Raw genomic sequence first — 21,243 nt, 5'->3', positions numbered from 1 at the left:
CTGGCTGCTTTAGTGTTCATTTCCGGCTTCGTGATCTGCTCTCGTTACCGGCTATGATTCAGTTATCGACCAATTTAAAAGATGCTTTAGTATTTCTTTTTTGTTTCTTATATGGCAGCGTTCTGCCTCGGTTATCTTTTATATCGGCCCATTACCGCGTCTCTTTAGGAAAAATTCAAAAGGAGTGTCTGATGATTGATACACTTTCCAAAGCACTTGAAATTACAAAGAAAATTGAAGCCGCTTGTGAGCAAAACGAGTGGCCTACAGTAGAGAAATTGCAGTTTGAGAGAGAGGCTCTTGTTAGGAAGGCAGCACAACAGCCACTACCGGAATTAGAAGCAGATCAGCAAAAAGTCCGGGAAATAACGGAGTTAATTCGCTCAATAGACCAAACTATTTTTCAGTCTGTAGAGACACACCAACACGCTTTAATTAAAGAGAGACAGCAAGCCAATCGTGGAAGAAAAATGAATAAGGCTTACCAGTCCAGCGGAAAGTAAGCCTAAGCGAGGCAGTTTAACGCAGGTAATTGAAAAGCGATAACTGAGACACACGTCCAAATGTCGCTTGAGCTGCCTGTAACGTTGCTTCTTCAAGCTTAAACTTACTAATCACTTCAGCCATATTGGCATCTTCGAGCGTAGAAAGCGCTTTTTTAGTAAAAAGCTCAAAGTCTAAATTAGAGCTACTAATACTCTCTAAAGTTTTAAGACGACTACCCAGTGTTGCCCTAGCTTCTACATTTCTATCAGCTGCTTGACTGAACTGCTCCAAACCCGTGGCAATAGCTTCAGATAACGCCCCTCTATCAGCATTGCTTTTTACTGGATTTGCCAATACTTCTGCCAAATCTGCCGCCACATCCAAGAGGGTTTTCTTCTCTGCTGCTACGTTGATCGTAATGCTATTTGCCGTCATATCCGCTGGTTCGTGCAGCTCAAATGACATGCCCAGCAAGTTAACCTCAAGCGGCGTTGTGGAAAGATCACCCGCTGGAACATTAGTGATATCATTGCCATCCGTATCTTTTACAGGGTTACCCCCACTATCTACGACACTGTACTGAAAAGCCGGAGCAGTTCCTGTCACCGTTAGGGTGATATCACCCAACCCCTGTGTTGCTTCACTAAATTGGGTTTCTGCTGCCAGTGTTTGAAACTCTGCCACGCGGATAAAAGGCTCACTTGCTGCCAGTTCAGCGTCATATACGGCCTGCCCCGTTAGCTCAATTTTCAGCCGATCATCCACCGCATCAAAAAGATACTTACCTGAATCATTAGAAGGCACATAAAGCTCTGCGCCTACCTGTATTGACCGCTGCCCATCATCTCCGTTGTATTGATAGCGCCCATTTGCTAGCGCTTCATAGGGTTTAGTCGTACCTTTACTGCCTGCAAACAGATATTCTCCCTCGGAGTCCTGAGTATTCATCAAACCCGCTACATACTGTGTCAGCTGCGTCAGCTCTTTCGATATAGATAAGCGGTCTTGATCGTTCAAGGTAACGCCACCCGCTTGGATGGTTAGTTCTCGCATACGATCAGTGGCTGTATTGATATCATCAAGAATAGAGTCTTCAAGCTCTAAGCGTCGCTGAGTCACATTGATGTTGTAATCAAATTTTTCATACTGCGCGAGCTCTCGCTCCAGCTTCACAACTTGTGCTGCTGCCACAGGGTCATCTGAAGGCCTCAAAAGCCGCTTACCCGTCGAAATTTGGTTCTGCAGGTTCGCTATCTCAGATTGTTTATTCTGCATCTGATCAATAGAGCGAAGGTATTGTTGCTGGGTTGAAATACGCATCCTTCATACCTCCTTAAATACTATTCAACAGGGTATCAAACAGTGTTTGTGATGTGCTTATCAGCTGTGCTGAAGCTTGGTATGCCTGCTGAAACTGCACTAACTTAGCAGCCTCTTCATCCAAGTTGACGCCAGAGACACTCGATTTTGCGGTAACTGTGGAGTCCAACACTGCTTTATTCGCATCAACACTGATACGTGCTGTAGCCGTTCTTGTACCGACACGCTCCACCAAACTACCGTATAAATCCTGATAAGCGCCACTATCAAACAGATCGGTCTGCTGAAGATCCGATAACGTTAGCGCGTTACGGTTATCTGAAAAACCATCTTTATTAAAGGTGAAGCTAAACCGGTCACCTGGCTGAGGCTGGTTGCCTATTACAACATCATAACCATCAAGCTGTATTGTTTCACCGGCGGTGTAATCAATGGCTGCAAGTGGGCCAGCACCCAAATCAAGAACGACAGGGTTACTTGGGTTACTCATATCATAGATCGTATAAGTCATCACACTATTTGGCGTACTTGCATCGGGTGCATTGAAACGAATATCTATTGGTGGTGATAGCGTGAGCGGTTGATCAAATGAGGCGGCATCCGGGTCCGTAACCACAGCTTTAGCTACACCACTGCCTAAATTCTCTGTTCCCGCCGTAACCCTGATCGGTGATGCCAGTGCAAGTTTACGACCATCGTTCACCACCAGATTAAGATCTTCAGCACCATTACGCACGGGCTGAATCATAAACCGATCCCCTCGTGCTAATGTCACCTGAGTATCAATGGTCACTTTCATACCATCGACAGAAAACGATAAAGTACTACTACCTGGATCAAGGTAGTATTCGCCATCACCAACAGCCGCGATCCCTTGAACAACAGTAGGCGCAGTGACTTGGGAGAGTTCATGCACCTTCAGCTGCTTACCATCACTGTTTCGTACGAGCGTAATTTGGTTTTCGCCGTCATATACCAACTCATAGTCTGTTGCTTTCAATTTGGATATGTCAGTTATCTCTACGCGTGCTGTCGATATATCAGACTGGTTATCTGATTGCGCCATGATACGGCTATATTGAAGATAAGGAGCATTAATGTCGCCATAGAGATCACTACCTAGCTGGTTATTGAGGTCCATACCTGAGCGATGCTGGGTGTTCATGCTTTCGGCAAATCCTATTGCGATTCGGCCTAACTCATCACGTGCATCATTGAGTGTCTCGTTTCGGTATTGAAGCAACCCACCAATACGCCCCCCACTTAGCTGGTCATTTACATTGACTTGGTTACCGGCGACTACCAGTGATAGTTCAGTTACCGAGCGATCAGGGTCGCCCGGTGTAGCAATCATAGGGTTCGCGCTAATACCTACAACAAGAGGCTGCCCGTTGCCCACAAAAATACTAAACTCATCCAGATCCTGCTCAATCACCTTAATACCTACCAACTCGGAAAGCTGATTTGTCAGCTCCTCTCGTTGATCACGAAGTTCATTGGCTGGATTGTTCGATGCGACTGCAACTCTAATTTTGTTATTAAGATCAGCAATATTAGTTGCTAACGTTGTCACTTGACTGGCTAAATCAGATACTACCTCATTGATAGTATCGCTTTGCCGACGGATATTAGCATCTAAGTCATTGAAGCGTTTTACAACGGCATCTGCTTCAGCGATAAACAGTTCCCGATTAGGCATCGATACCGGGTCATCAACCACATTCTGTAGCGCACCAAAATAGTTATCCAGCGCATTGGAGACACTGGTGACTTCCGTCGCCAAAAGATCATCCAACTGACTTGCAAGCTCGGTAAAGGTAGAGCTTTGGTTATAAGTAGATAGATCAGACCACAGTTGCTGCGTCAGGAATTTGTTGGTGATGCGATCTATATCATCAATTTTAACCCCACTTCGGTCAGGCAGGGTCTCAAAGTTCGCCACCTGACGGCTGTAGCCCGGTGTATTTACGTTCGAGATATTTTGGCCTACCGTCGACAGAGCTGTCTGATTCGACCGTAACGCCTGAGTACCTAAGTTCAAGAGACTAAAACTGGACATATACTTTCTCCCGAGTAGGCCGATACTAGTTCACGACGACTACTCTTGTTCATCTTATATATAGCGGCAAACACCTAACCTTCTTTAACGGCGTTTAGATTCATTGCTGCTATTCGTCGCTCAAAAATATCTGTTATCTTTTCCGCATAGGCTGGGTCTGTTGCATAACCGGCAGCTTGTAATTCTTTAAGATAAGCTCTGGGATCCGAGGCCATCTCTAGTGCCTGCTGATAGCGCGGGCTATTCTTTAGAAAATCAGCATAATCCCTGAAGCTCTGCTCATACGATTGGTATGAGCGAAAGAAAGCCCTTTCTTTTTGTGCAACCCCATCTCGATATTCCAGCGTATTTACCTGAGCTCGCTCTCCACTCCAACGCTTATCTGCTTTGATGTTAAACAGGTTATAACTACTGTCGCCATTGGCGTCTCGAATAATATGCTTACCCCAGCCAGTCTCCAGAGCGGCCTGTGCCAGTAAGACTTTGGGGTCGACTCCCAACTCTTGAGCCACTTTTTCAGCTTGTGGCAATAACGCGGTTACGAACGCCTCCGGCGACTCAAACTTTTCGGGTAATGATTCGTTGTCTCGTGCGGGTGCATTCTGAGCTCTATCAACCAGCTGATCTAACGCTTCTTCTATTGGAGTAACGGAAGGTGCTTGTTCTACCGGCCTCATAGCCCGACTTAGCACAACCGATGCGGCCGATACAGCACCCTGATCAAAAGCCCTATTCAGTAACTGCTCGGCTTCTGATAAAGGTTCTGATCTGTCGCGCTCTTGTTTATCCTGGTCCATACGGACATCAAACTGCCGACTCAACTGACGCACTAACACATCAGCAAGCCCAACGCCTTGACTCTGTGACATCTCTGTCGTGAGCTGGCTATCCAACATATCCTGATAAAAGCGTACTTCACTACTGTTAAATACGTTATCTTCACCAAAGGATTCGTTCGCATCACGCATGCTTTTAGTAAGCATACTCAAGAACATTTGCTCGAACTGTTGTGCAACTTGCTTAAGCGCCTCAGGCGTATCAGTTTTTGCCTGACGCTTTAGCTGCTGCAAGCTGCCTAAGTCAGCATAAAACTGTGGGTTTTGCCCTGCATCACCTTTAATCACCATAATCAGATCACTATCAATTCAGCTTTGAGCGCACCGGCTTGCTTCAGTGCTTCTAAGATGGCCATAAGATCACCCGGAGCTGCTCCGACTTGGTTCACAGCCTCCACAATATCTTGTAATGATGTACCAGGCGAAAACTCAAACATGTGCCCTGACCCTTCATCAACTTCGATGCCTGTTCTGGGTGTAATGACTGTTTCACCACCTGCAAGTGTATTCGGCTGGTTGACGTCTAAATTCTCCGTGATGGCGACCGTCAATCCACCATGTGTTACTGCAACGGGCGATACTCGAACATCCTGACCAATAACAATGGTGCCGGTACGGGAGTTGATGATTATTTTTGCTACCTCTTTAGCGGGTGTGACCTCTAGGTTTTCCAGGACGGAGATAAAGGATACACGCTGGCCGGGGTCTCTTGGCGCCCGAACACGAATCGAGGTTGCATCAATCGTCGATGCCGTATTCGCACCCAATAAACTATTGATCTCTTCAGCAACGCGCCTTGAGGTCGTAAAATCAGGATGGTTCAAATTTAAAACTAAGCTATCACCGTGGGCAAATGCATTAGGCACGGTACGCTCAACGGTTGCTCCATTTGGAATACGACCGACACTCGGTACGTTAACCGACAGGCGGGAACCATCCCGTCCCTCTGCACCAAAGCCGGAAACAACAAGGTTACCCTGAGAAATTGCATAGACTTGACCATCAGCCCCCTTGAGCGGAGCCATCAATAAACTACCGCCTCGTAGGCTTTTCGAATCACCGATGGCCGACACGGTGACATCAATCGTTTGACCTGGCTTAGCAAAAGGCGGTAACTCCGCATGGATGGCTACTGCCGCTATATTTTTAGAGGAAGGGTTCGTTGTCGGCGGAATAGCCACACCGAAATTATTCAGCATGTTACGAAACGTCTGGGAGGTAAAACTGGTTTTATCCCCCGTACCATCCAGACCGACCACCAGACCATAACCAACCAACTGGTTATTACGCACTCCTGCTACCGAACTAATATCCTTAATCCGTTCAGCAAACACCTGAGAGGATAAGAACAACACCAAAACTGACATAAAAAATTTGTTCATATTTACTCTCCTACTAGAAGGGCCACAAAGGACTAATAAAGAAGCGCGACAACCACCCCATAACATTGGTGTCATGCACGCCCCCTGTACCACTATAACCAATACGCGCATCGGCAAGTTTTGTAGAAGACACAGTATTATCGGCACTGATATCCTGAGGTCTGACCATACCACTGATTTGGATATACTCATCACCTTGGTTTAGAGTCAGCCACTTTTCACCGCGTACCACCAACACCCCATTAGGCAAAACCTCATGAACCGTCACCGTAATATTACCATTCAGGCTATTGCTCATATCTGACTTCCCTTCACCTTCAAAACTATTCGTGGATGCGCCTCCACTATTTGCACTGATTGGAGCGCCAAACAGTGCAATGGGATTCCCCAAAACGGTTGCCTGAGGCAAGTTCACATTACTGGTTTTGTCTGCTGTGGTTTTCGCAGTTTTCGAGGATTGCGTCTGTTCGCTTAATACAATAGTAATGATATCCCCGACACGATGGGCGCGCCCATCACTGTAGATATTCATACTCGTAGAGGCGTTAAAAATGGCACCGTTAACCGGTTTTGGTTGCTGTAACTGCTGAGGAGCTACCGGTGCGTAATACGGTCGATTCGGTTGCACAGGTTTATTGACACACCCCACTAAGATCGATGCAGCAACCATTAAGAAAACAAACCGAAGTGACATTTTCAACCTACCTATATTTAAAGCTGCTGTGTTACAAATGAGAGCATCTCATCTGCAGTCGAGATCACTTTAGAGTTAATCTCATATGCTCTTTGCGTCGTAATCATATTGACCAACTCTTCAACCGCATTAACATTCGACGCTTCTAACATCCCTTGGCGAACAATACCTGTCCCCGCTTCGCCAGGAGCAGCTACCTGTGGTGCGCCACTAGCTGCTGTTTCGGTGAATAGGTTTTGACCTATCGCTTGCAAACCGGCGGGGTTCACAAAGTCAGCAATCTCTAACTGAGCAATCTGTATTGGGTTTGGATCACCTGCTACAACCACCTCGACGATACCATCGACGCCAACCGTAAAGGTCTGAACTTCGGCAGGCAGAGTAATAGCAGGCTCCAACAAATAACCTTCAGCCGTCACCAGCTCATTATCACCATTCAAGTGGAATTGACCGTTTCGGGTATAGCCAAAATCCCCATTGGGCATCGTAACTTGAAAGAAACCCCGGCCGCTGATCGCCACATCAAAAGGTTCCTCAGTAACCTGAATTTCACCCGTTTGAAATAACTTCTGAGTACCTACGATTCTGACACCATTGCCGAGCTGTAAACCTGACGGCAACTGGGTCTCTTGTGTAGAATCAGCACCTGGCTGTCGTTTGATTTGATACAGTAGATCCTCAAAGACCGCACGATCCTTTTTAAACCCGACTGTGCTTACGTTGGCTAGGTTATTCGCCGTTACTTTTAACGAGGTATCTTGAGCAGATAAACCAGTTTTTGCTACAAATAATGCGCCGTGCATACGTTATCCCCTACACTTAACCTAACTGAAGAATTTTAGTTGCCGCTGTTGAGTTCTCTTCGGCGTTCTTCATCATTTTTATATTCATTTCAAACTGCCTCGACAAACTGATAATACTCGTCAGTTCATGGACAGCATTGACATTACTGGACTCAAGATATCCAGAACGCAGTCTGATATTTAAATCCGGTGGTTGTGGCAAATTACCATCGACATGCATTAAACCATCAGCGCCTTTATAACTTGTCTGCTTATCCAAATTGACGACTTTAATACGATCTATTATGGCGAGTTCAGCGGCTGCTTCGCCTAACGGGCGGATGGTAATCGTGCCATCCGTACCAATATCAATCTGCTCTGCTGGCGGTATAACAATAGGAATCCCACCATTACCCATAACCGGCAATCCACTGCCTGTAACCAACTGATTAGCGGCATTGATCTGCAGCTCCCCCGCACGGGTATAGGCTTCATTACCATCAGCACCTATCACCGCCAACCATCCACCATCTTCTACGGCAATATCCAAAGATCTGCCGGTTTCTATAAAAGTACCTGTCGTGGTATCCGTCGCTGGGCGCTCAGTCATCGCATAAACGCGCGAAGGCAGCCCCTCTCCAAACACTTGCATAGCACGGGCTTGAGCCAAGTCAGTCTTAAACCCAGTCGTATTCGAGTTCGCCAAATTATTTGCATGGGCCTGTTGAGCCAGCATATTCTCGCGGGCCCCACTCATGGCGACAAAAACAACTTTATCCATACCGTTTACCTGACTCTCTTGATTTGCCGTTTTATTAATACCTCAAGCTATTGCAATCCATATGCCAAAAAAAAGAGCCGCTAAAGCGGCTCTCTTTCCTAGAACAAATTAACCATTAAATCTGAAGAATTGACTGAGTCACTGTGTTCAATGTTTCCAGTGTTTTAGAGTTCGCCTGGAAGTTCCTCTGCGCTTCGATCAACTTGACTAGCTCGGCAGATAGATCCACATTAGATTGCTCCAGCGCGGCCGAACGCAGCAAGCCATTTAGACCTGTGCCCGGCGGGTTGAGGATAGCGTTACCTGACGTCAGCGTAGCTGTCCACTCCGTATCACCACTAGGCTGCAAACCTGATTGGTTTTCGAAAGTTGCCATCGCGACAATTCCTAGAGCTTGGTTTTCACCGTTGCTAAAGGAAGCCATCATCTCACCATTTGCGCCGAAAGATACCCCAATCAAATCACCTTTAGTATAGCCATCCTGTACTGAGGATTTGATGATAGAAGCAGAAGCAAATTGTGTAGACCCGGCAATATCCAACTTAATCTCTTTATTCGGATCAGCTGGGTCAGCGCCCTGGATAGTCAGTGTTGGGACAGCAGATCCTGCACGTACTTCCTGACCATTAATACCCGATAACAAACCATTAGTGGAGTCAAACTTAATAATCACGGGACCAGGTTCCGTGCTGGTACCAAACCCAGGATCCTGTACCTTACCGATATCTAACGCTTCTTCACCGTTAAGGTAAGCGTACATACGATACACACCGTTGTAGGAATTATCCCCTTCAACGCGGAAATCTGTATTCTGGAAGCCCTGCGCATCCACATTAGCACCATCAAACAGCTGGTTGCCGGTGTCATCTTTAACTAACAGCGTTGATGGACCTAAATTATCTGGATCAACTTCAGGTTTGTATTCAATGCGCAAAGCACCATTCGCACCCTGAGTCGCATCAAAGCTGATGGACTTAATTAGGGGGTTAGCCTCTATGATTTCTGACTCTCGATCACGGATAGCCAGTGCCATCTGTTCGGGGGACCATACATTTTGTCCTGTCGTAAAGGTCACCGGCACACCGGATACTTCAACGGTGAACTGGGTCTGGGCAGGGTAGGTTGTTGAGGCAAACTCAAAGAAGTGTTTCTCGTTACTATCTACAAACCCTTCAGGCTGGATCGTTGCCGGTGTCAAGGCAACTGGAGTGGCCGCTTGGTCAGTAACGGATAGCTCACCATAACCTAATGAGTCAGCCGCGCGTAATACCCTTAGCGTTCCTGCCGGTGCGTTTGCCGCATCTGGATAGAACTCAACTGCGAAAATACGCGGATCCGCTTGTTGTAGCTCAGCAAGCTTCGCTCCGGATAAACGCCAAATCTCTTGTGAACCGCTTCCAGCCGTTGTCGTCACGACTTCAAAAGGTGCCGCTACGGTAGCCGGGGCAGCATCATCCACATTAACATCAATTCCGGAAATACGGATTGCAGCACCATCGGTGGTATCGTATTGCTGAAACTCTTGCTCTGGTCGCTGCTCTACAAAATTATACTTGATGGTATGTTCATTACCTAAGCTATCAAACGAACGGATCGTTGTACTGTAGGTGAAAGATGAGGGTTCATTTTTATCATAGACAGGGAGTAGCGTTGTAGCATCGTCTCTGGAGTCGATATTAAAAGATAGACCCATGCTTTCAGTCGCTTTAGGCGGGCTCTCTTTTTGTGTAACCGCCAAGTCGCCTATAGGCAAACGGTTACCTTCACCATCTAAACCATATCCCTGCAAATACTTGCCGCTCTTGGATACGATAAAACCGTCTTTATTCAGTTCGAATGCACCTGCACGCGTGTAAGTAACGCCGCCTTGACCATCATCTAACTGAAAGAAACCGGACCCGTTGATCGCCAAATCCAGATTGTTATTAGTAAATTCAATCGTCCCAGCACTGAAATCCTGAGCGATATCAGATACCGTGACGCCCGAGCCTGCCGTGTTACTGGAACCGGCACCAACTACTGCCGTAGCATAGATATCACCAAATTCCGTACGGGATGATTTGAAACCGACTGTACTTGAGTTTGCAATATTGTTACCCGCCACATCAAGCATAGTTGACGACGCTTTTAAACCGGTAACTGCAGTATTAAAACCTGCCATAACTATATCCTCTCGTTAGCCTATCTGCTTGATGTCGTTGATATTTACAGCACCAACATCTGTATTAACTTTCATTCCAATGCCATTTTGCCCCAAAGACACGCTGTTCACGGTATGCCCTATGTAACTTTCAACGGCTTGGTATTTACCTTCAGCATCCGTTCCTTCAACCAAAACTCTATACTTCCCTGAAGGCAATCCCTCTCTCGACCAGCTAAAATTATGATCTCCTGCCGCTTGCGCCCCTAAAGACCAACCATCCACAACCGCACCGGTAGCATCCTGAATCGTGACACGCACGTCGCTAACACTGGCAGGCAATGAGAAAAGTCCTTCCACTTGCCCGCCTTCAGAAAGCATGGCCTGATCTGTTTTCACAAAGGCTTTTTGCCCAACCATTGAGGATGCCTGCAATGCAGCCTGGCTTGTCATCAAAGCATTACTCATATCAGTAACTGATTTATTGAGCGTATTAATACTCTCAACCGTGCTCATACTGGATATTTGCTGCATGAAATCGGTAGTATCTGCTGGACTGGTGGGGTCCTGATTTTGCAGCTGTGCAATCATCAACTTCATGAACATCTGGCTGTCCGACTCCGCCTGTGTAGGCTGATTAGATGCCGATCTGTTTTGCTGATTTATCTGCTCATAAACAGACGTTGCACTGTTAACACCGTTGATATCCGCCATAATGCGACCTCAACTTATTTATTTACTGACCCAGCGTCAGCACACGCTGCGCCATCTGTTTTGCGGTATTCATAATCTCTGCATTAATCTGAAAAGATCGTGAAGCCGTGATCATATCTGCCATCTCTTCCACAACATTTACATTGGGATAATGGACATACCCCCTATCGTCAGCCATAGGATGAGAAGGGTTATATTCGGTTCTTAGCGGTGCATCACTTTCAACGATGCCTGCCACATTAACTCCCTGCCCTGGTACCAGACCTGCGTCTACATCGGTAATTTGCTCAAGGGTAGGTGCTTTTAGCTCAAATACCGGTTTACGCGCACGATAGGTTTCATCCACGCTCGAACTGATGCTCTCGGCATTTGCTAAATTACTCGCCGTTGTATTAAGACGAATGGTCTGCGCGCTCATGGCAGAACCCGCAATATGAAAGACATTAGCCAACGACATAATTATTCACCCTTAATAGCTCTTGTGAGGCCTTTAAACTTTCGATTTAGAAAATCAAAAGAGGCCTGATAACCCAGCGCATTTTCAGTGTATCGAGCCATCTCTTCCTGAACTTCGACAGTATTACCATCGACCGCCGGTTGAGAAGGAACCCTGTACATTAGATCTGCAGCGAAGTCAGGATGAATGACCGAGGTATTATGCGCCTCATCCGTAACTGCCATTTTCAATGGCTTTTGCACCGCACTGACGCCCTGAAGTACACTTTTAAAATCGATATCACGCGCCTGATAATGAGGTGTATCAGAATTGGCAATATTATTTGCTAACACCTCAGCACGTCTTTCGCGAAGCGCCAATGCGTCATCATGTATTCCCAAAGCTCTATCAAATGAAATTGTCATAACATTCCTCACTATCTTGTCAAAGATAGAGCAAACACTATGCCACTTAATGAGAAATGCAGTAGGTAAGAGGGGTACAGCCGTAGCGTATGCAATACCCCATTAAAAAAGCGGCAACTGAGTGCCGCTTTTTTGCCGGTCGGGGTTTTAGATAGCCTGATATATAATGCCCGGACGGCAATGGATCATTTTATATTTATCTGACAGTCCCGACAAAGACTCAGAAGCACCTAACAAAAGATATCCACCTGGCACCAGCTGCTTGTGCATTTTTCTAAGTATTTCCAGCTTCAATTCCGATGAAAAATAGATAAGTACATTTCGGCAGAAAATGATATCGAACTGACCTAGTGAGGTGTACTGGCCTAAGAGGTTAATACTCTGAAACCGAACTCTAGATTTGATTGTTGGGCTCACTGTCCAACTACCATCAGGATTTGAACGAAAGTGCTTTTGAAGGCGCTCTTTATCCAAACCTCTCCCCAATGCAAGCATTTCATATTGCGCAGCACGCGCCTGTTGTAATGCGCTTGCAGATATATCAGTAGCAATAATCTCTTCACCAGACAAGAAACTACCCGGGTTAGATTTTTTAAACTCATCAATCACCATACTCATCGAGTAAGGCTCTTGACCCGTAGAGCACGCAGCAGACCATATTCTCAACTTTTGCCGCTGTTTCTTATCTTTAACCTCAGGAAGCAGTTTATTTTTGAGGATTTCATAGGGATGCGAATCCCTAAACCACAAAGTCTCATTTGTGGTCATAGCGTCAATAACGCGGTCTTTAAGTGCATTCCCCCCAGGGCGCTCCAACAGTTTCACAAGATCAGCAAGGCTTGCCAGTGCATGCTCTTGCATGATCTTCCCTAACCGACTTTGTACTAGATACTGTTTGTGATCAGCCAGTAATATACCGCAGCTTTTCTCGAGAAATAGGCTAAAAAGGCGAAACTCGTCTGGCGTTATCTTAAAAACACTGCTTCGTTCATTCATAAACAAAAACCCATCGGCTAGCGTGTTCGCTCAAGTTTTTGAATCCGCTCGATAACTACTCCGGCAAGGTCATCTGGATTGAACTTCGCTAAAAATCCATCAGCCCCGACTTTTTTCACCATTGATACATTGAACCCACCACTTAAGGATGAGTGAAGAACAATATGCATCTTATCCATACGAGGATCTTCACGCACCATCGCTGCCAAGGTATAGCCATCCATTTCAGGCATTTCGATATCAGAGATCATCATTAAGAACATCTCTGTCACATCGATCCCCTTATCCGCAAAGCCAGCCAACATATCCCAAGCTATCTTACCGTTGTTGCATGTCGTGACTTTGACACCCAGATCTTCGAGACTGCGCTGCATCTGATTACGAGCAACACTGGAGTCATCAACACAAAGGACGTGATATTCGCGAGCTTTAGTTTTCACGTCTGACGTTGCTACTTCTTCACTCACCTTCGTGCTCATTGGATACAGATCAGCAAGAATTTGTTCTACATCCAGTATTTCAATCAACCTGCTTTCGTACTCAAACACCGCTGTCAGGTAGTTTTCCACCCCAATTTCAGCCGGTGGCGCCATGATTTGATCCCAGTGAGTATTCAAAATCCGATCGACCTTTCGCACCAAGAACGCCAAAGTTCGCTTGTTATACTCGGCAACGATCAAAAAGCAACGCTGCTGTTCGTCTTTTGGCACAGCCGTTCTGCCAATCGCCTCAGACAAATCCAGTACAGGAATGGTTTCACCCCTGATATGCGCCATACCCTTGATGGAGGTGGTCTGCCTTGGAACCTCCGTGAGCCTAGGGCACTGAAGCACTTCCCTCACTTTAAAAACATTTATCCCGTATATCTGATCTGTCTCCAAACCAAATAACAGAAGTTCTAATCGGTTCTGCCCCACCATCTGTGTGCGCAGGTTTACAGTATCTAGAATACCTGACATGATCTACACCAATGCAATGTCACTAATAAAGTCAGCGGCACCACGACAACTATCCTGTGTTCAGGAGCCCCCGTGAGTTTTTTTAGAGTAACGTTTTTAATCGGCTACATTACCCTTTTTTTTAGCTTTTTTGTTCAAAACGCTTTGGCTGCTAAGGACCTTCAAGGCTATATCACTTCACGCCTCACGGAACATTTCACAGCAAAAATACCCAACGCTGATATTACTATAGTCATAAACTCGATAAATGATCAGGTAAATTTAAGAAAATGTTCAAATTTTGACTTTTCTCTCCCAACAGAGCTACCTAAAGGAGGCAGAATATCCCTACGAGTCACCTGTACGTCACCCGATTATTGGGCTACCTATGCAGTAGGCAAAATCAATGCCTATGCCCCCATTGCCGTTGCAGCAAAAGCCATTAGCAAAGGCTCTGTTGTTCGTGCAAACGATATCCGGTTCGTTCGCCAAAATCTCAGTCTGCTATCCCAAGGCTTTTATACACAACCAGAAGAGATCATAGGCCTATCGGCCAGACGTCACATAGCAAATAACGCACCAATCACTCCTCAAATGATGTTACCAGCTGATTTGATCAATAAAGGCGAATCCATCATTATCGAAGCTAAAAAAGGAGCGCTTGTCGTACGTACTCAAGGACTTGCTTTAGAAAATGGGTATCAAGGCCAGCAGATTCGTGTTTTAAATGAGCGCTCTCAAAAAGAGATCCGTGCGAGGGTTGTTCGCCGAGGTGTCGTATCAGCCTCTGAGTAGCTATTTTGCTAAGGGCTGCTATACTTAGAGCTTGATAAGTATAGATTTTAATTATTTACAAATTTTTTCCTAAAGTTTTCCGTATCCAAGCCGCTAGCTAGGTATAGACGTTAATTTTGAGGGTAGAAAAAATGGTTATTGATCTTAACAGCTCTTCGTCGCATCAAGCGCTGAGTGCTCGTGAGAAGGTCAGCACCCAAAGAAGTAATGGGGGAGCTGCACCTGTTACTAACGCCCCAGCGAAGCAAGCGCCAAAAGATACTGTAGAGCTTAGCGATACAGCCAAGGCGTTGAAGGCGGCTGATGCAACAATTGCTAATACACCCGATATAAACAGTGACCGCGTAGCACAAATAAAAGCGGCTATTGAAGACGGTAGCTATAGTGTTAACTCCGGACGTGTTGCGGAAAAGATATTGAGCTTTGAATCCTTACTTGGCTGATCAGTAATGACTGATACTAAATCTACTCTCGCACATATCAATGCCCTCACATCAGAGGGCATTGCTCTTTTAGACAACCTTTATCAATTATTAGAAAAGGAATTGCTGGCACTTAAGGCCCGAGATATTGATCTTATCATCGAGCTAAACCAGCAGAAACAGAGTGTATTAGTCGCCTTCGATCAGAACAATCGCTCACGAGCCGAAACACTCCTAAACGCACAAGCCAGTGTTGATAAAGCAGGTATCGAATTCTTATTAGAGCAATCTGATGACCTACGCTTTAACCAACTGTTCCGCGAGAACTGGAACAGTTTAGAGATTACCCTCCAAAAAACCATGAACGCAAATCAGCGTAATGAGCAAGTGCTTACCAGAAGCCGACAATCCCTCGAGCAATTTATAAATGCCTTACGAGGCCAAAAACCTGCGAACACACTCTATAACGCAAAAGGCACCAAAGGTGACTATTCGGGACAAAGTCGAATCGGCAAGGCCTAAATAGAAAAAGCCGCATGAGATGCGGCTTAAGGCTTAAACCATACTAATCTAATCAACGACCACTTGAACGCATGTTCTGCACGCTAAACTTGCTTGGCGGGCTCAGCTCTGGATCAACTTGACCTTTAAACTGGCCTGTTGTGCAATGATTAGCTTGTACATCAATCATAGTAAAAGCATCATCAATCGAAACCCCAGATCCTTTGTTTTTAGGTAAATGATAATCTGGGTGTGCTTGTCCAATGGTCCATATCTTCCATAGGTCCCCCTTGCGGTCATACACACTGGTGCGAGGAATGGTGAAAGTCTGCGCATCCATGTAATGAATACGCTTACTGATTGGGTGATTCGGATCTACAGGCTCAGCTTCTACTTCATATACTTTACGTAGCTGCCAAGTCACATGTGGGAAACACGCGCCTTTACCCGTGTAATCAACAAATTGATAACCATCCGATTCAGCAGGCATGTCTGTCGCCAATGGCATTTCATTATGCTTATAGAAAGGGAGTAACATGTTACGAGTACCTTTGTAGGTCCACTTCATATCACTAATACGGCCGTTATATCCCTCAAAATCCTCAATCATGATGTCTGACCCAAGAAACGCATCAGTCACCTGCCCTGTTGATAGTCGACGGACTCGGCGCTGGAAACCTAAATAAAGATAGGCATTATCTCGCTTAGCATCATCTTCAAAGCGATGAATTAATAATTGCGTATCTTTGACATCGAAAGGCTCCAATACCTGAACATAAGTCCCGCGAAACAACTCAGATGGATTCGGTTCGATCGCAGGCTTTGGTTCTTGATTCACTCGATGGGTAAAGTTCAAGAAATGAAAGTTAAACTTAAGTGTTCTCTCCAGCTTTCCAGACTCCATATCCCTGAATTTCCAATAAAAGGGATAAATCGCTGCAGAGTCACCCCAGTTGTAACCATATTTAAAATTCCAAGCGAGCTTCTCACCGGCTCTGGGGTCCGACATGGATGGCTCTTCAGGAAAAGGACGGCCCGCATCAGCGCCTTCAATCTGACCTGTTTCATTACCTAACTTAACTTTTCCTAAGCGATCTTGCGTTGCAGCAATATAATTGGGGTGCAAATCAAAGGAATCCGTTTCCCCAACTTTGATCGTGTAATTACCCTGTTTAACCTGCTCTAACATAGCGGGGTCTAACACATCTTTTGCCACTTGCCAGTTATTCTGGTCAATAGTCATCCCCACACTAATGCCTGGAGCCGTGGGCATTCCATTTTTATAAGGGTAGAAAGAATTTTCCACATCTTGAAGGGTTGCAGCATAACTACCCTGTGTAGATGCCACCACAGCCATTGCGATAACCAGTTTCTTAAACATCACTATTTTCCTTATTCTTATTCATTTAAAAGCTATAACGGACTGTCAGTTGCACTTCATCTTCCTGATTAGCTACACCTATCGGACCATTAGTAAAGCGGGCCAAAGGTTCATAGGTATCAGGTTGGTTACCATTCACACTCCATGGGAATGTTTCATCACCACCAAATTTAATATTTGCACCCAGTGTTATTTTCCAGTGATCATCGGGTATCCACTCAACAGAGGGAGCCACTGCGGTTGCTCCAGCTCGAATATCATGAGCAAGAATAATCTGTGGACTGATACGGTCATTCTGCCACCAGCCTTTAAAGAGCAAAGTGGCGATCCAATTGTCTTCGAAGTCAGGCATATCCGATTCGTGTTCGAGTATGTGTTGCCCGAAAACCTGTGCGGAAATAAGGAATGCACGATTTGGATTAAGCGCCGGAATTAACTGATTTTTATCGAAACCAATAACGTAACGCAGCATATCCGTTCTTTTATGACCATTGGTATCTCGCGGTAGCTCTTCGCCATTAGAGTAAGTTGTTTCCAAACGCCATACGGCATCCATAGTCTGAGAATAGTAGTCAACCGAACCACCGATCATACGTACCCATGGAAAGTGAATATCAAATACACCATCTGCTGCAGGTGCAGGAATACCGGGTGCGAGAGGTCGAAAATGCAGAGAAGGTAGCTGCTGACGATACACCAGACCATTCAAAGAAAAGGTCGAATCGCCATAAACACCTTCCCATTTTAGGCCCAACTGGGTATTCCCAAGCTCCCAATCCGGACGCTTAACATCATGTATGATAGGCACAGCAGTTCCGTAAGGGTTAGCCCCTCCTGGGAAAGCAGCTCCTGGCAAAGTATCTAACCGCATATATGAGCTGAAGAAGCATCCTGCATCTAAGATACGGTAAGATTGCCCACAGGTTCCCAAATTGTTGGGACGAAACTTATCAAAATTCCAAACCATAGAAAGATTCGAATCATCAAACGTTTTCGTCGGTCCCATCCGCCACTCGACATTCAACATCCATTGAGGAATACGAATATCTTCTAACTCGTCATAGATATTGTGCCGGGAGTAATCAACAGGATTAATGACATCCAGTACGCGGAATAGATCGGTTTTTCCCCAAACCACCTGCTGCTTACCCACACGAACGGACAACTGATCACCGTTACTCAGATCCGTTGTGGCATCCAAGTAGAGCTCTCGAATGAAATCCAATTCGTCATTGAACTCAGGGAAGCGAGCATCTCGCTCTTTATGATCCATATAATCATCCAGATTACGGCATAAAGATGGATCGTTTTCACATGGAAAAGGCACACCCGCTGTCAGAAAAGGGCCTCCCGTTGCACTTCCTTCGGGGTGCCAATTAGATCCTAAGTAGGGCTCTGTCGCGTTCTTCCCAAATTCATTTTCATTGATGTCATAGACACCATCATACGTTGCTCTGAGTGTCCCGTTCAGCGTGACATTGTGCCATCGCCCAACACTATCAATAGGTTTCACAAACTCGGCTTGAGCCGTGTTACGAAATTTCGAGATACCCACACCATCTCGATGGTAAGTAGCATTCTCTACGTAGCCTGACCAATTTGCTTCTTCAGCTATCGATTGTGTTGCAGTAACGCCTACCCCTAGCGCAGTCCCCGCACCAAACGCCAACTGAGTTAATGTCGTTGTTATTTTTTTCGACATATTATTTAACCCCTTACGGTTTGTTTTTCTAAAACAGACAAAGCTTCGCCAGAGGTATCGTTGTGAATCACACCGTCCTCATCAACATAGGCTTTGCAAATGAATTTAGGCTTGAATACCAAGACCCAGCTAGGTACCAAAAGCATAGCGGCCGCGCCATTTAGGATAATCATCACGATTAGCAAAAGAGCAGCATCCGCTTGAAAACGCAGATCCGACAAGAGCACCCACATAACAATGCCGGCGATTAATGTGATTGCGGTAAAACTTACTGCCAATCCTGTTGTACTAATCGCCCGCCCAACCGCAGCACCCAAATCTTGAAGGGTTACCATTTCGGCACGGATTCTATCCATCATGTAGATTGAGTAATCGATGCCTACCCCAACACCAACCGCGATAATGGGTACGGTATTACTATTAATACCCATGCCTATGAGCCCCATGTATCCATAGGTGAGCGTCGTTGCAAACAGCATGGCTCCCAGCATCATCGTGCCGGCCATGACCGAGGTATAGAAAAAAGTTACGAAGATAAAAATCAGCAAGAAAACCAACGGCAGAACCCACAGGTTCGTTTCAAAAGCCGCTTCGTTTTGTGAGGCGATAACTCCAATCGTGCCTCCAGCCAAGCGGATCGTTAAGCCCTCAACTTTGCCTTCGTTATCCGCAATCCATGTCTTGGCAGAGTGGATCGCCCTTCTGATGGTCTCACCTTGGTGATCTTTGTAATAAAACACCAAGTTGGCGACTCGTTCGTCTGTATCAACGAACTCATTGAGCGCCCCTGGGATAGGATTTGACATCATATAAGTAAACATCAACCCCCCAACATATCTCTCATCATCTGGGATTTGTGCCCAACGAGGGTCATTGTTATGCAGCAGTCGATTCACCTGTACGACCAAATCTGGGATACCTTTGGCCCCACCCACTTCAGGATCCAGCAACATATGTCGCTTAAAATCAGCCAAAGCAGCTAAGACGTCAGGACGCTTTATTCCACCTTTTTCGGAGGTTTCAGCCACGATGTACATCTCTTCAGACCCGGGAAAACTATCATTGATAGCCCGTGAAGAGAGGTTGTAATCATGGTCCTGATAAAGAATAGGAGACCCCGGCTCAGACTCACCAATCACCACATGCGAAGCGAAGTACAGACCCGACATCAGCAAAAATGCAGCAAATAGCAGTGCACGCTTGGCAGACTTTTCACTACTGATCAATTCAGCACACAGAAACCCCACACTGCGAAACAGGTTGTGTCGTATATCAATATCTTTGGGTTTAGGCAGAATAGAAAGAAGCAAAGGTACTGCTAATAAAACGGTTAAAATAATACTAAGCGCCCAAATGGATGCATAATGCGCCAGCTTCGTATTAAGAGGGATAGACCCGATAGCGATAAGCAGTAGACCTATCGCATCCGACACCACACCTAAACTTCCCGGACGAAATAGATTCTCAAACGTCAAACGAGCCGCTTTATGGTGATCAGCATGCTCGTTTAACTCTAGATAATAGCGCTCCACCAGCTGAATACCATGGGACATTGCACGGGCAGAAATCAGGAATGGAATAACGAGACTGAGAGGGTCAAGGTTATAACCAAACAACGAAATAATGCCTAACCCCCATATGGAAGAGACAATTACACCCGCCAACGGCACCAGAATTCCATACGCTTTGCGAAAATAAAACACCAGCAAGCCGATCATAATCAACGCAGTAAAGAGGAATATTTCTATAATCTGCCCAAGATACTGATACGCCCAGCCCACCAAAACCGGTTGGCCCGTTACATGAATACGAATGCCATCAGCAGCCTCTTGTCCACGCAGTGCCTGAATTTGCTCAAACGTTGCAGCATAATCCAATTGCCCTTCATTCAACTGAGCTTTTACCAGTGCCATTTTCATATCGGGGCTAACTAATGGCCCAAACACACGCGGATCAGCTCCAATCGCTTTTCGCATTTGCGCAAGCTCATTATCACTCAACGATTGATGCTCAGGATTGTAGTAAGGTTCGGAGTTAACGTTGCCTTCTGGTGTTAGCCAGACTTGACGAGAGTTTCGATGTGTAACACTCACCACCAAGTTGTGGTTAACTCCAGGCAAGCTATCAACCGCTTGCGTAATACGGTGAATACGCGCCAGCGTATCGTTCGTAAAAATGTCACCCTTTGTCGACTCAACTCCGACAATAATGACATTCGCCCCCCCAAAAGATTCTTTAATCTCGTTATGAAGCTCAATATAGGGATGCGTCTGTGGTAGCAAATCAGCAAAATCGGAATAGATCTTCACTGCGGGTATTTGAGCTGCAAAAAATAAAGTTGCCGCTAAAATCAGACTTAAAATAATTTTTGGATGACGAAATGCTTGGCCATCCAATCGGTGCAACCAATGTGTTGCTTTATGCGCATCAGCAGAATGTTTATCCGTCATAGC

20 protein-coding genes are annotated in these 21,243 nt (G+C 45.8%); 4 read left to right on the top strand and 16 right to left on the bottom strand.

Annotated features, from left to right (window positions below; genetic code table 11):
- The first annotated feature begins 191 nt into the window (after positions 1-191).
- Positions 192-503 (top strand): flagellar protein FliT, encoded by a 312-nt coding sequence (locus F0U83_RS03170; RefSeq protein ID WP_170221718.1) that lies wholly within the window; start codon positions 192-194, stop codon positions 501-503.
- Between the two features lie 16 nt (positions 504-519).
- Here the strand turns inward: F0U83_RS03170 and flgL are convergent, their stop codons facing one another.
- The 13 genes from flgL to F0U83_RS03105 form a co-directional block, all read right to left on the bottom strand.
- Positions 520-1,806 carry a flagellar hook-associated protein FlgL gene (gene flgL / locus F0U83_RS03165; protein WP_138986487.1) on the bottom strand — a complete coding sequence of 429 codons (1,287 nt, stop codon included), beginning with the start codon at positions 1,804-1,806 and terminating at the stop codon, positions 520-522.
- A gap of 13 nt (positions 1,807-1,819) precedes the next feature.
- On the bottom strand, positions 1,820-3,865 hold the full coding sequence (gene flgK / locus F0U83_RS03160) for a flagellar hook-associated protein FlgK (RefSeq protein WP_138986486.1): 2,046 nt from the start codon (positions 3,863-3,865) through the stop codon (positions 1,820-1,822).
- Between the two features lie 74 nt (positions 3,866-3,939).
- Positions 3,940-4,992, bottom strand: coding sequence for a flagellar assembly peptidoglycan hydrolase FlgJ (flgJ, locus tag F0U83_RS03155; protein ID WP_138986485.1), 1,053 nt, complete (start codon positions 4,990-4,992; stop codon positions 3,940-3,942).
- Positions 4,993-4,994: 2 nt separating this feature from the next.
- Positions 4,995-6,083 carry a flagellar basal body P-ring protein FlgI gene (locus F0U83_RS03150; RefSeq protein WP_138986484.1) on the bottom strand — a complete coding sequence of 363 codons (1,089 nt, stop codon included), beginning with the start codon at positions 6,081-6,083 and terminating at the stop codon, positions 4,995-4,997.
- A gap of 13 nt (positions 6,084-6,096) precedes the next feature.
- Entirely contained in the window at positions 6,097-6,777 is a 681-nt protein-coding gene (gene flgH, locus F0U83_RS03145; RefSeq protein WP_138986483.1) for a flagellar basal body L-ring protein FlgH, read from the bottom strand.
- A gap of 17 nt (positions 6,778-6,794) precedes the next feature.
- Positions 6,795-7,580 carry a flagellar basal-body rod protein FlgG gene (gene flgG, locus F0U83_RS03140; protein WP_138986482.1) on the bottom strand — a complete coding sequence of 262 codons (786 nt, stop codon included), beginning with the start codon at positions 7,578-7,580 and terminating at the stop codon, positions 6,795-6,797.
- 16 nt (positions 7,581-7,596) lie between these two features.
- Positions 7,597-8,340 (bottom strand): flagellar basal body rod protein FlgF, encoded by a 744-nt coding sequence (locus F0U83_RS03135; RefSeq protein WP_138986481.1) that lies wholly within the window; start codon positions 8,338-8,340, stop codon positions 7,597-7,599.
- A 115-nt stretch (positions 8,341-8,455) separates the two neighbouring features.
- Positions 8,456-10,501, bottom strand: a complete 2,046-nt coding sequence (locus tag F0U83_RS03130) for a flagellar hook-basal body complex protein (RefSeq protein WP_138986480.1) — start codon at positions 10,499-10,501, stop codon at positions 8,456-8,458.
- Between the two features lie 15 nt (positions 10,502-10,516).
- Positions 10,517-11,194, bottom strand: coding sequence for a flagellar hook capping FlgD N-terminal domain-containing protein (locus F0U83_RS03125; RefSeq protein ID WP_138986479.1), 678 nt, complete (start codon positions 11,192-11,194; stop codon positions 10,517-10,519).
- Positions 11,195-11,216: 22 nt separating this feature from the next.
- Entirely contained in the window at positions 11,217-11,651 is a 435-nt protein-coding gene (gene flgC / locus F0U83_RS03120) for a flagellar basal body rod protein FlgC (protein ID WP_138986478.1), read from the bottom strand.
- A gap of 2 nt (positions 11,652-11,653) precedes the next feature.
- The gene (gene flgB, locus F0U83_RS03115) at positions 11,654-12,055 is read right to left on the bottom strand and encodes a flagellar basal body rod protein FlgB (protein WP_138986477.1); all 402 of its coding nucleotides are present in this window, start codon (positions 12,053-12,055) and stop codon (positions 11,654-11,656) included.
- Between the two features lie 147 nt (positions 12,056-12,202).
- Entirely contained in the window at positions 12,203-13,051 is an 849-nt protein-coding gene (locus F0U83_RS03110; RefSeq protein WP_138986476.1) for a CheR family methyltransferase, read from the bottom strand.
- Positions 13,052-13,068: 17 nt separating this feature from the next.
- Entirely contained in the window at positions 13,069-14,010 is a 942-nt protein-coding gene (locus F0U83_RS03105) for a chemotaxis protein CheV (RefSeq protein WP_138986475.1), read from the bottom strand.
- Between the two features lie 72 nt (positions 14,011-14,082).
- Here F0U83_RS03105 and flgA point away from each other — a divergent pair, with 72 nt between their 5' ends.
- The 3 genes from flgA to flgN all read left to right on the top strand — a co-directional run bounded on the left by flgA (position 14,083) and on the right by flgN (position 15,728).
- A complete protein-coding gene (gene flgA / locus F0U83_RS03100; protein ID WP_170221716.1) occupies positions 14,083-14,784 on the top strand; it encodes a flagellar basal body P-ring formation chaperone FlgA in 702 nt (233 codons plus the stop codon).
- A gap of 131 nt (positions 14,785-14,915) precedes the next feature.
- The gene (gene flgM, locus F0U83_RS03095; RefSeq protein WP_138986473.1) at positions 14,916-15,227 is read left to right on the top strand and encodes a flagellar biosynthesis anti-sigma factor FlgM; all 312 of its coding nucleotides are present in this window, start codon (positions 14,916-14,918) and stop codon (positions 15,225-15,227) included.
- Positions 15,228-15,233: 6 nt separating this feature from the next.
- Positions 15,234-15,728: a flagellar export chaperone FlgN gene (gene flgN, locus F0U83_RS03090; RefSeq protein ID WP_138986472.1), complete on the top strand. Its 495-nt coding sequence runs from the start codon at positions 15,234-15,236 to the stop codon at positions 15,726-15,728.
- Between the two features lie 52 nt (positions 15,729-15,780).
- Here flgN and F0U83_RS03085 read toward each other — a convergent pair whose 3' ends face one another.
- The 3 genes from F0U83_RS03085 to F0U83_RS03075 are packed head-to-tail and all read right to left on the bottom strand — an operon-like array spanning position 15,781 to position 21,240.
- Complete coding sequence (locus tag F0U83_RS03085; protein WP_138986471.1) at positions 15,781-17,088, bottom strand: DUF1329 domain-containing protein; 1,308 nt, start codon at positions 17,086-17,088, stop codon at positions 15,781-15,783.
- Positions 17,089-17,113: 25 nt separating this feature from the next.
- A complete protein-coding gene (locus F0U83_RS03080) occupies positions 17,114-18,790 on the bottom strand; it encodes a DUF1302 family protein (RefSeq protein ID WP_138986470.1) in 1,677 nt (558 codons plus the stop codon).
- Positions 18,791-18,795: 5 nt separating this feature from the next.
- A complete protein-coding gene (locus F0U83_RS03075; protein ID WP_138986469.1) occupies positions 18,796-21,240 on the bottom strand; it encodes an efflux RND transporter permease subunit in 2,445 nt (814 codons plus the stop codon).
- Positions 21,241-21,243 lie beyond the last annotated feature (3 nt).

Origin of the sequence: Neptunomonas concharum, assembly GCF_008630635.1 — a bacterium.
GTDB classification, from domain to species: Bacteria; Pseudomonadota; Gammaproteobacteria; order Pseudomonadales; family Balneatricaceae; genus Neptunomonas; species Neptunomonas concharum.
This window is presented reverse-complemented; position numbering and strand designations above follow the sequence as displayed.

Coding starts and splice junctions, on each gene's coding strand:
- F0U83_RS03170 (WP_170221718.1), top strand. CDS start 192: ATGATTGATACACTTTCCAAAGCACTTGAAATTACAAAGAAAATTGAA.
- flgL (WP_138986487.1), bottom strand. CDS start 1,806: ATGCGTATTTCAACCCAGCAACAATACCTTCGCTCTATTGATCAGATG.
- flgK (WP_138986486.1), bottom strand. CDS start 3,865: ATGTCCAGTTTTAGTCTCTTGAACTTAGGTACTCAGGCGTTACGGTCG.
- flgJ (WP_138986485.1), bottom strand. CDS start 4,992: ATGGTGATTAAAGGTGATGCAGGGCAAAACCCACAGTTTTATGCTGAC.
- F0U83_RS03150 (WP_138986484.1), bottom strand. CDS start 6,083: ATGAACAAATTTTTTATGTCAGTTTTGGTGTTGTTCTTATCCTCTCAG.
- flgH (WP_138986483.1), bottom strand. CDS start 6,777: ATGTCACTTCGGTTTGTTTTCTTAATGGTTGCTGCATCGATCTTAGTG.
- flgG (WP_138986482.1), bottom strand. CDS start 7,580: ATGCACGGCGCATTATTTGTAGCAAAAACTGGTTTATCTGCTCAAGAT.
- F0U83_RS03135 (WP_138986481.1), bottom strand. CDS start 8,340: ATGGATAAAGTTGTTTTTGTCGCCATGAGTGGGGCCCGCGAGAATATG.
- F0U83_RS03130 (WP_138986480.1), bottom strand. CDS start 10,501: ATGGCAGGTTTTAATACTGCAGTTACCGGTTTAAAAGCGTCGTCAACT.
- F0U83_RS03125 (WP_138986479.1), bottom strand. CDS start 11,194: ATGGCGGATATCAACGGTGTTAACAGTGCAACGTCTGTTTATGAGCAG.
- flgC (WP_138986478.1), bottom strand. CDS start 11,651: ATGTCGTTGGCTAATGTCTTTCATATTGCGGGTTCTGCCATGAGCGCG.
- flgB (WP_138986477.1), bottom strand. CDS start 12,055: ATGACAATTTCATTTGATAGAGCTTTGGGAATACATGATGACGCATTG.
- F0U83_RS03110 (WP_138986476.1), bottom strand. CDS start 13,051: ATGAATGAACGAAGCAGTGTTTTTAAGATAACGCCAGACGAGTTTCGC.
- F0U83_RS03105 (WP_138986475.1), bottom strand. CDS start 14,010: ATGTCAGGTATTCTAGATACTGTAAACCTGCGCACACAGATGGTGGGG.
- flgM (WP_138986473.1), top strand. CDS start 14,916: ATGGTTATTGATCTTAACAGCTCTTCGTCGCATCAAGCGCTGAGTGCT.
- flgN (WP_138986472.1), top strand. CDS start 15,234: ATGACTGATACTAAATCTACTCTCGCACATATCAATGCCCTCACATCA.
- F0U83_RS03085 (WP_138986471.1), bottom strand. CDS start 17,088: ATGTTTAAGAAACTGGTTATCGCAATGGCTGTGGTGGCATCTACACAG.
- F0U83_RS03080 (WP_138986470.1), bottom strand. CDS start 18,790: ATGTCGAAAAAAATAACAACGACATTAACTCAGTTGGCGTTTGGTGCG.
- F0U83_RS03075 (WP_138986469.1), bottom strand. CDS start 21,240: ATGACGGATAAACATTCTGCTGATGCGCATAAAGCAACACATTGGTTG.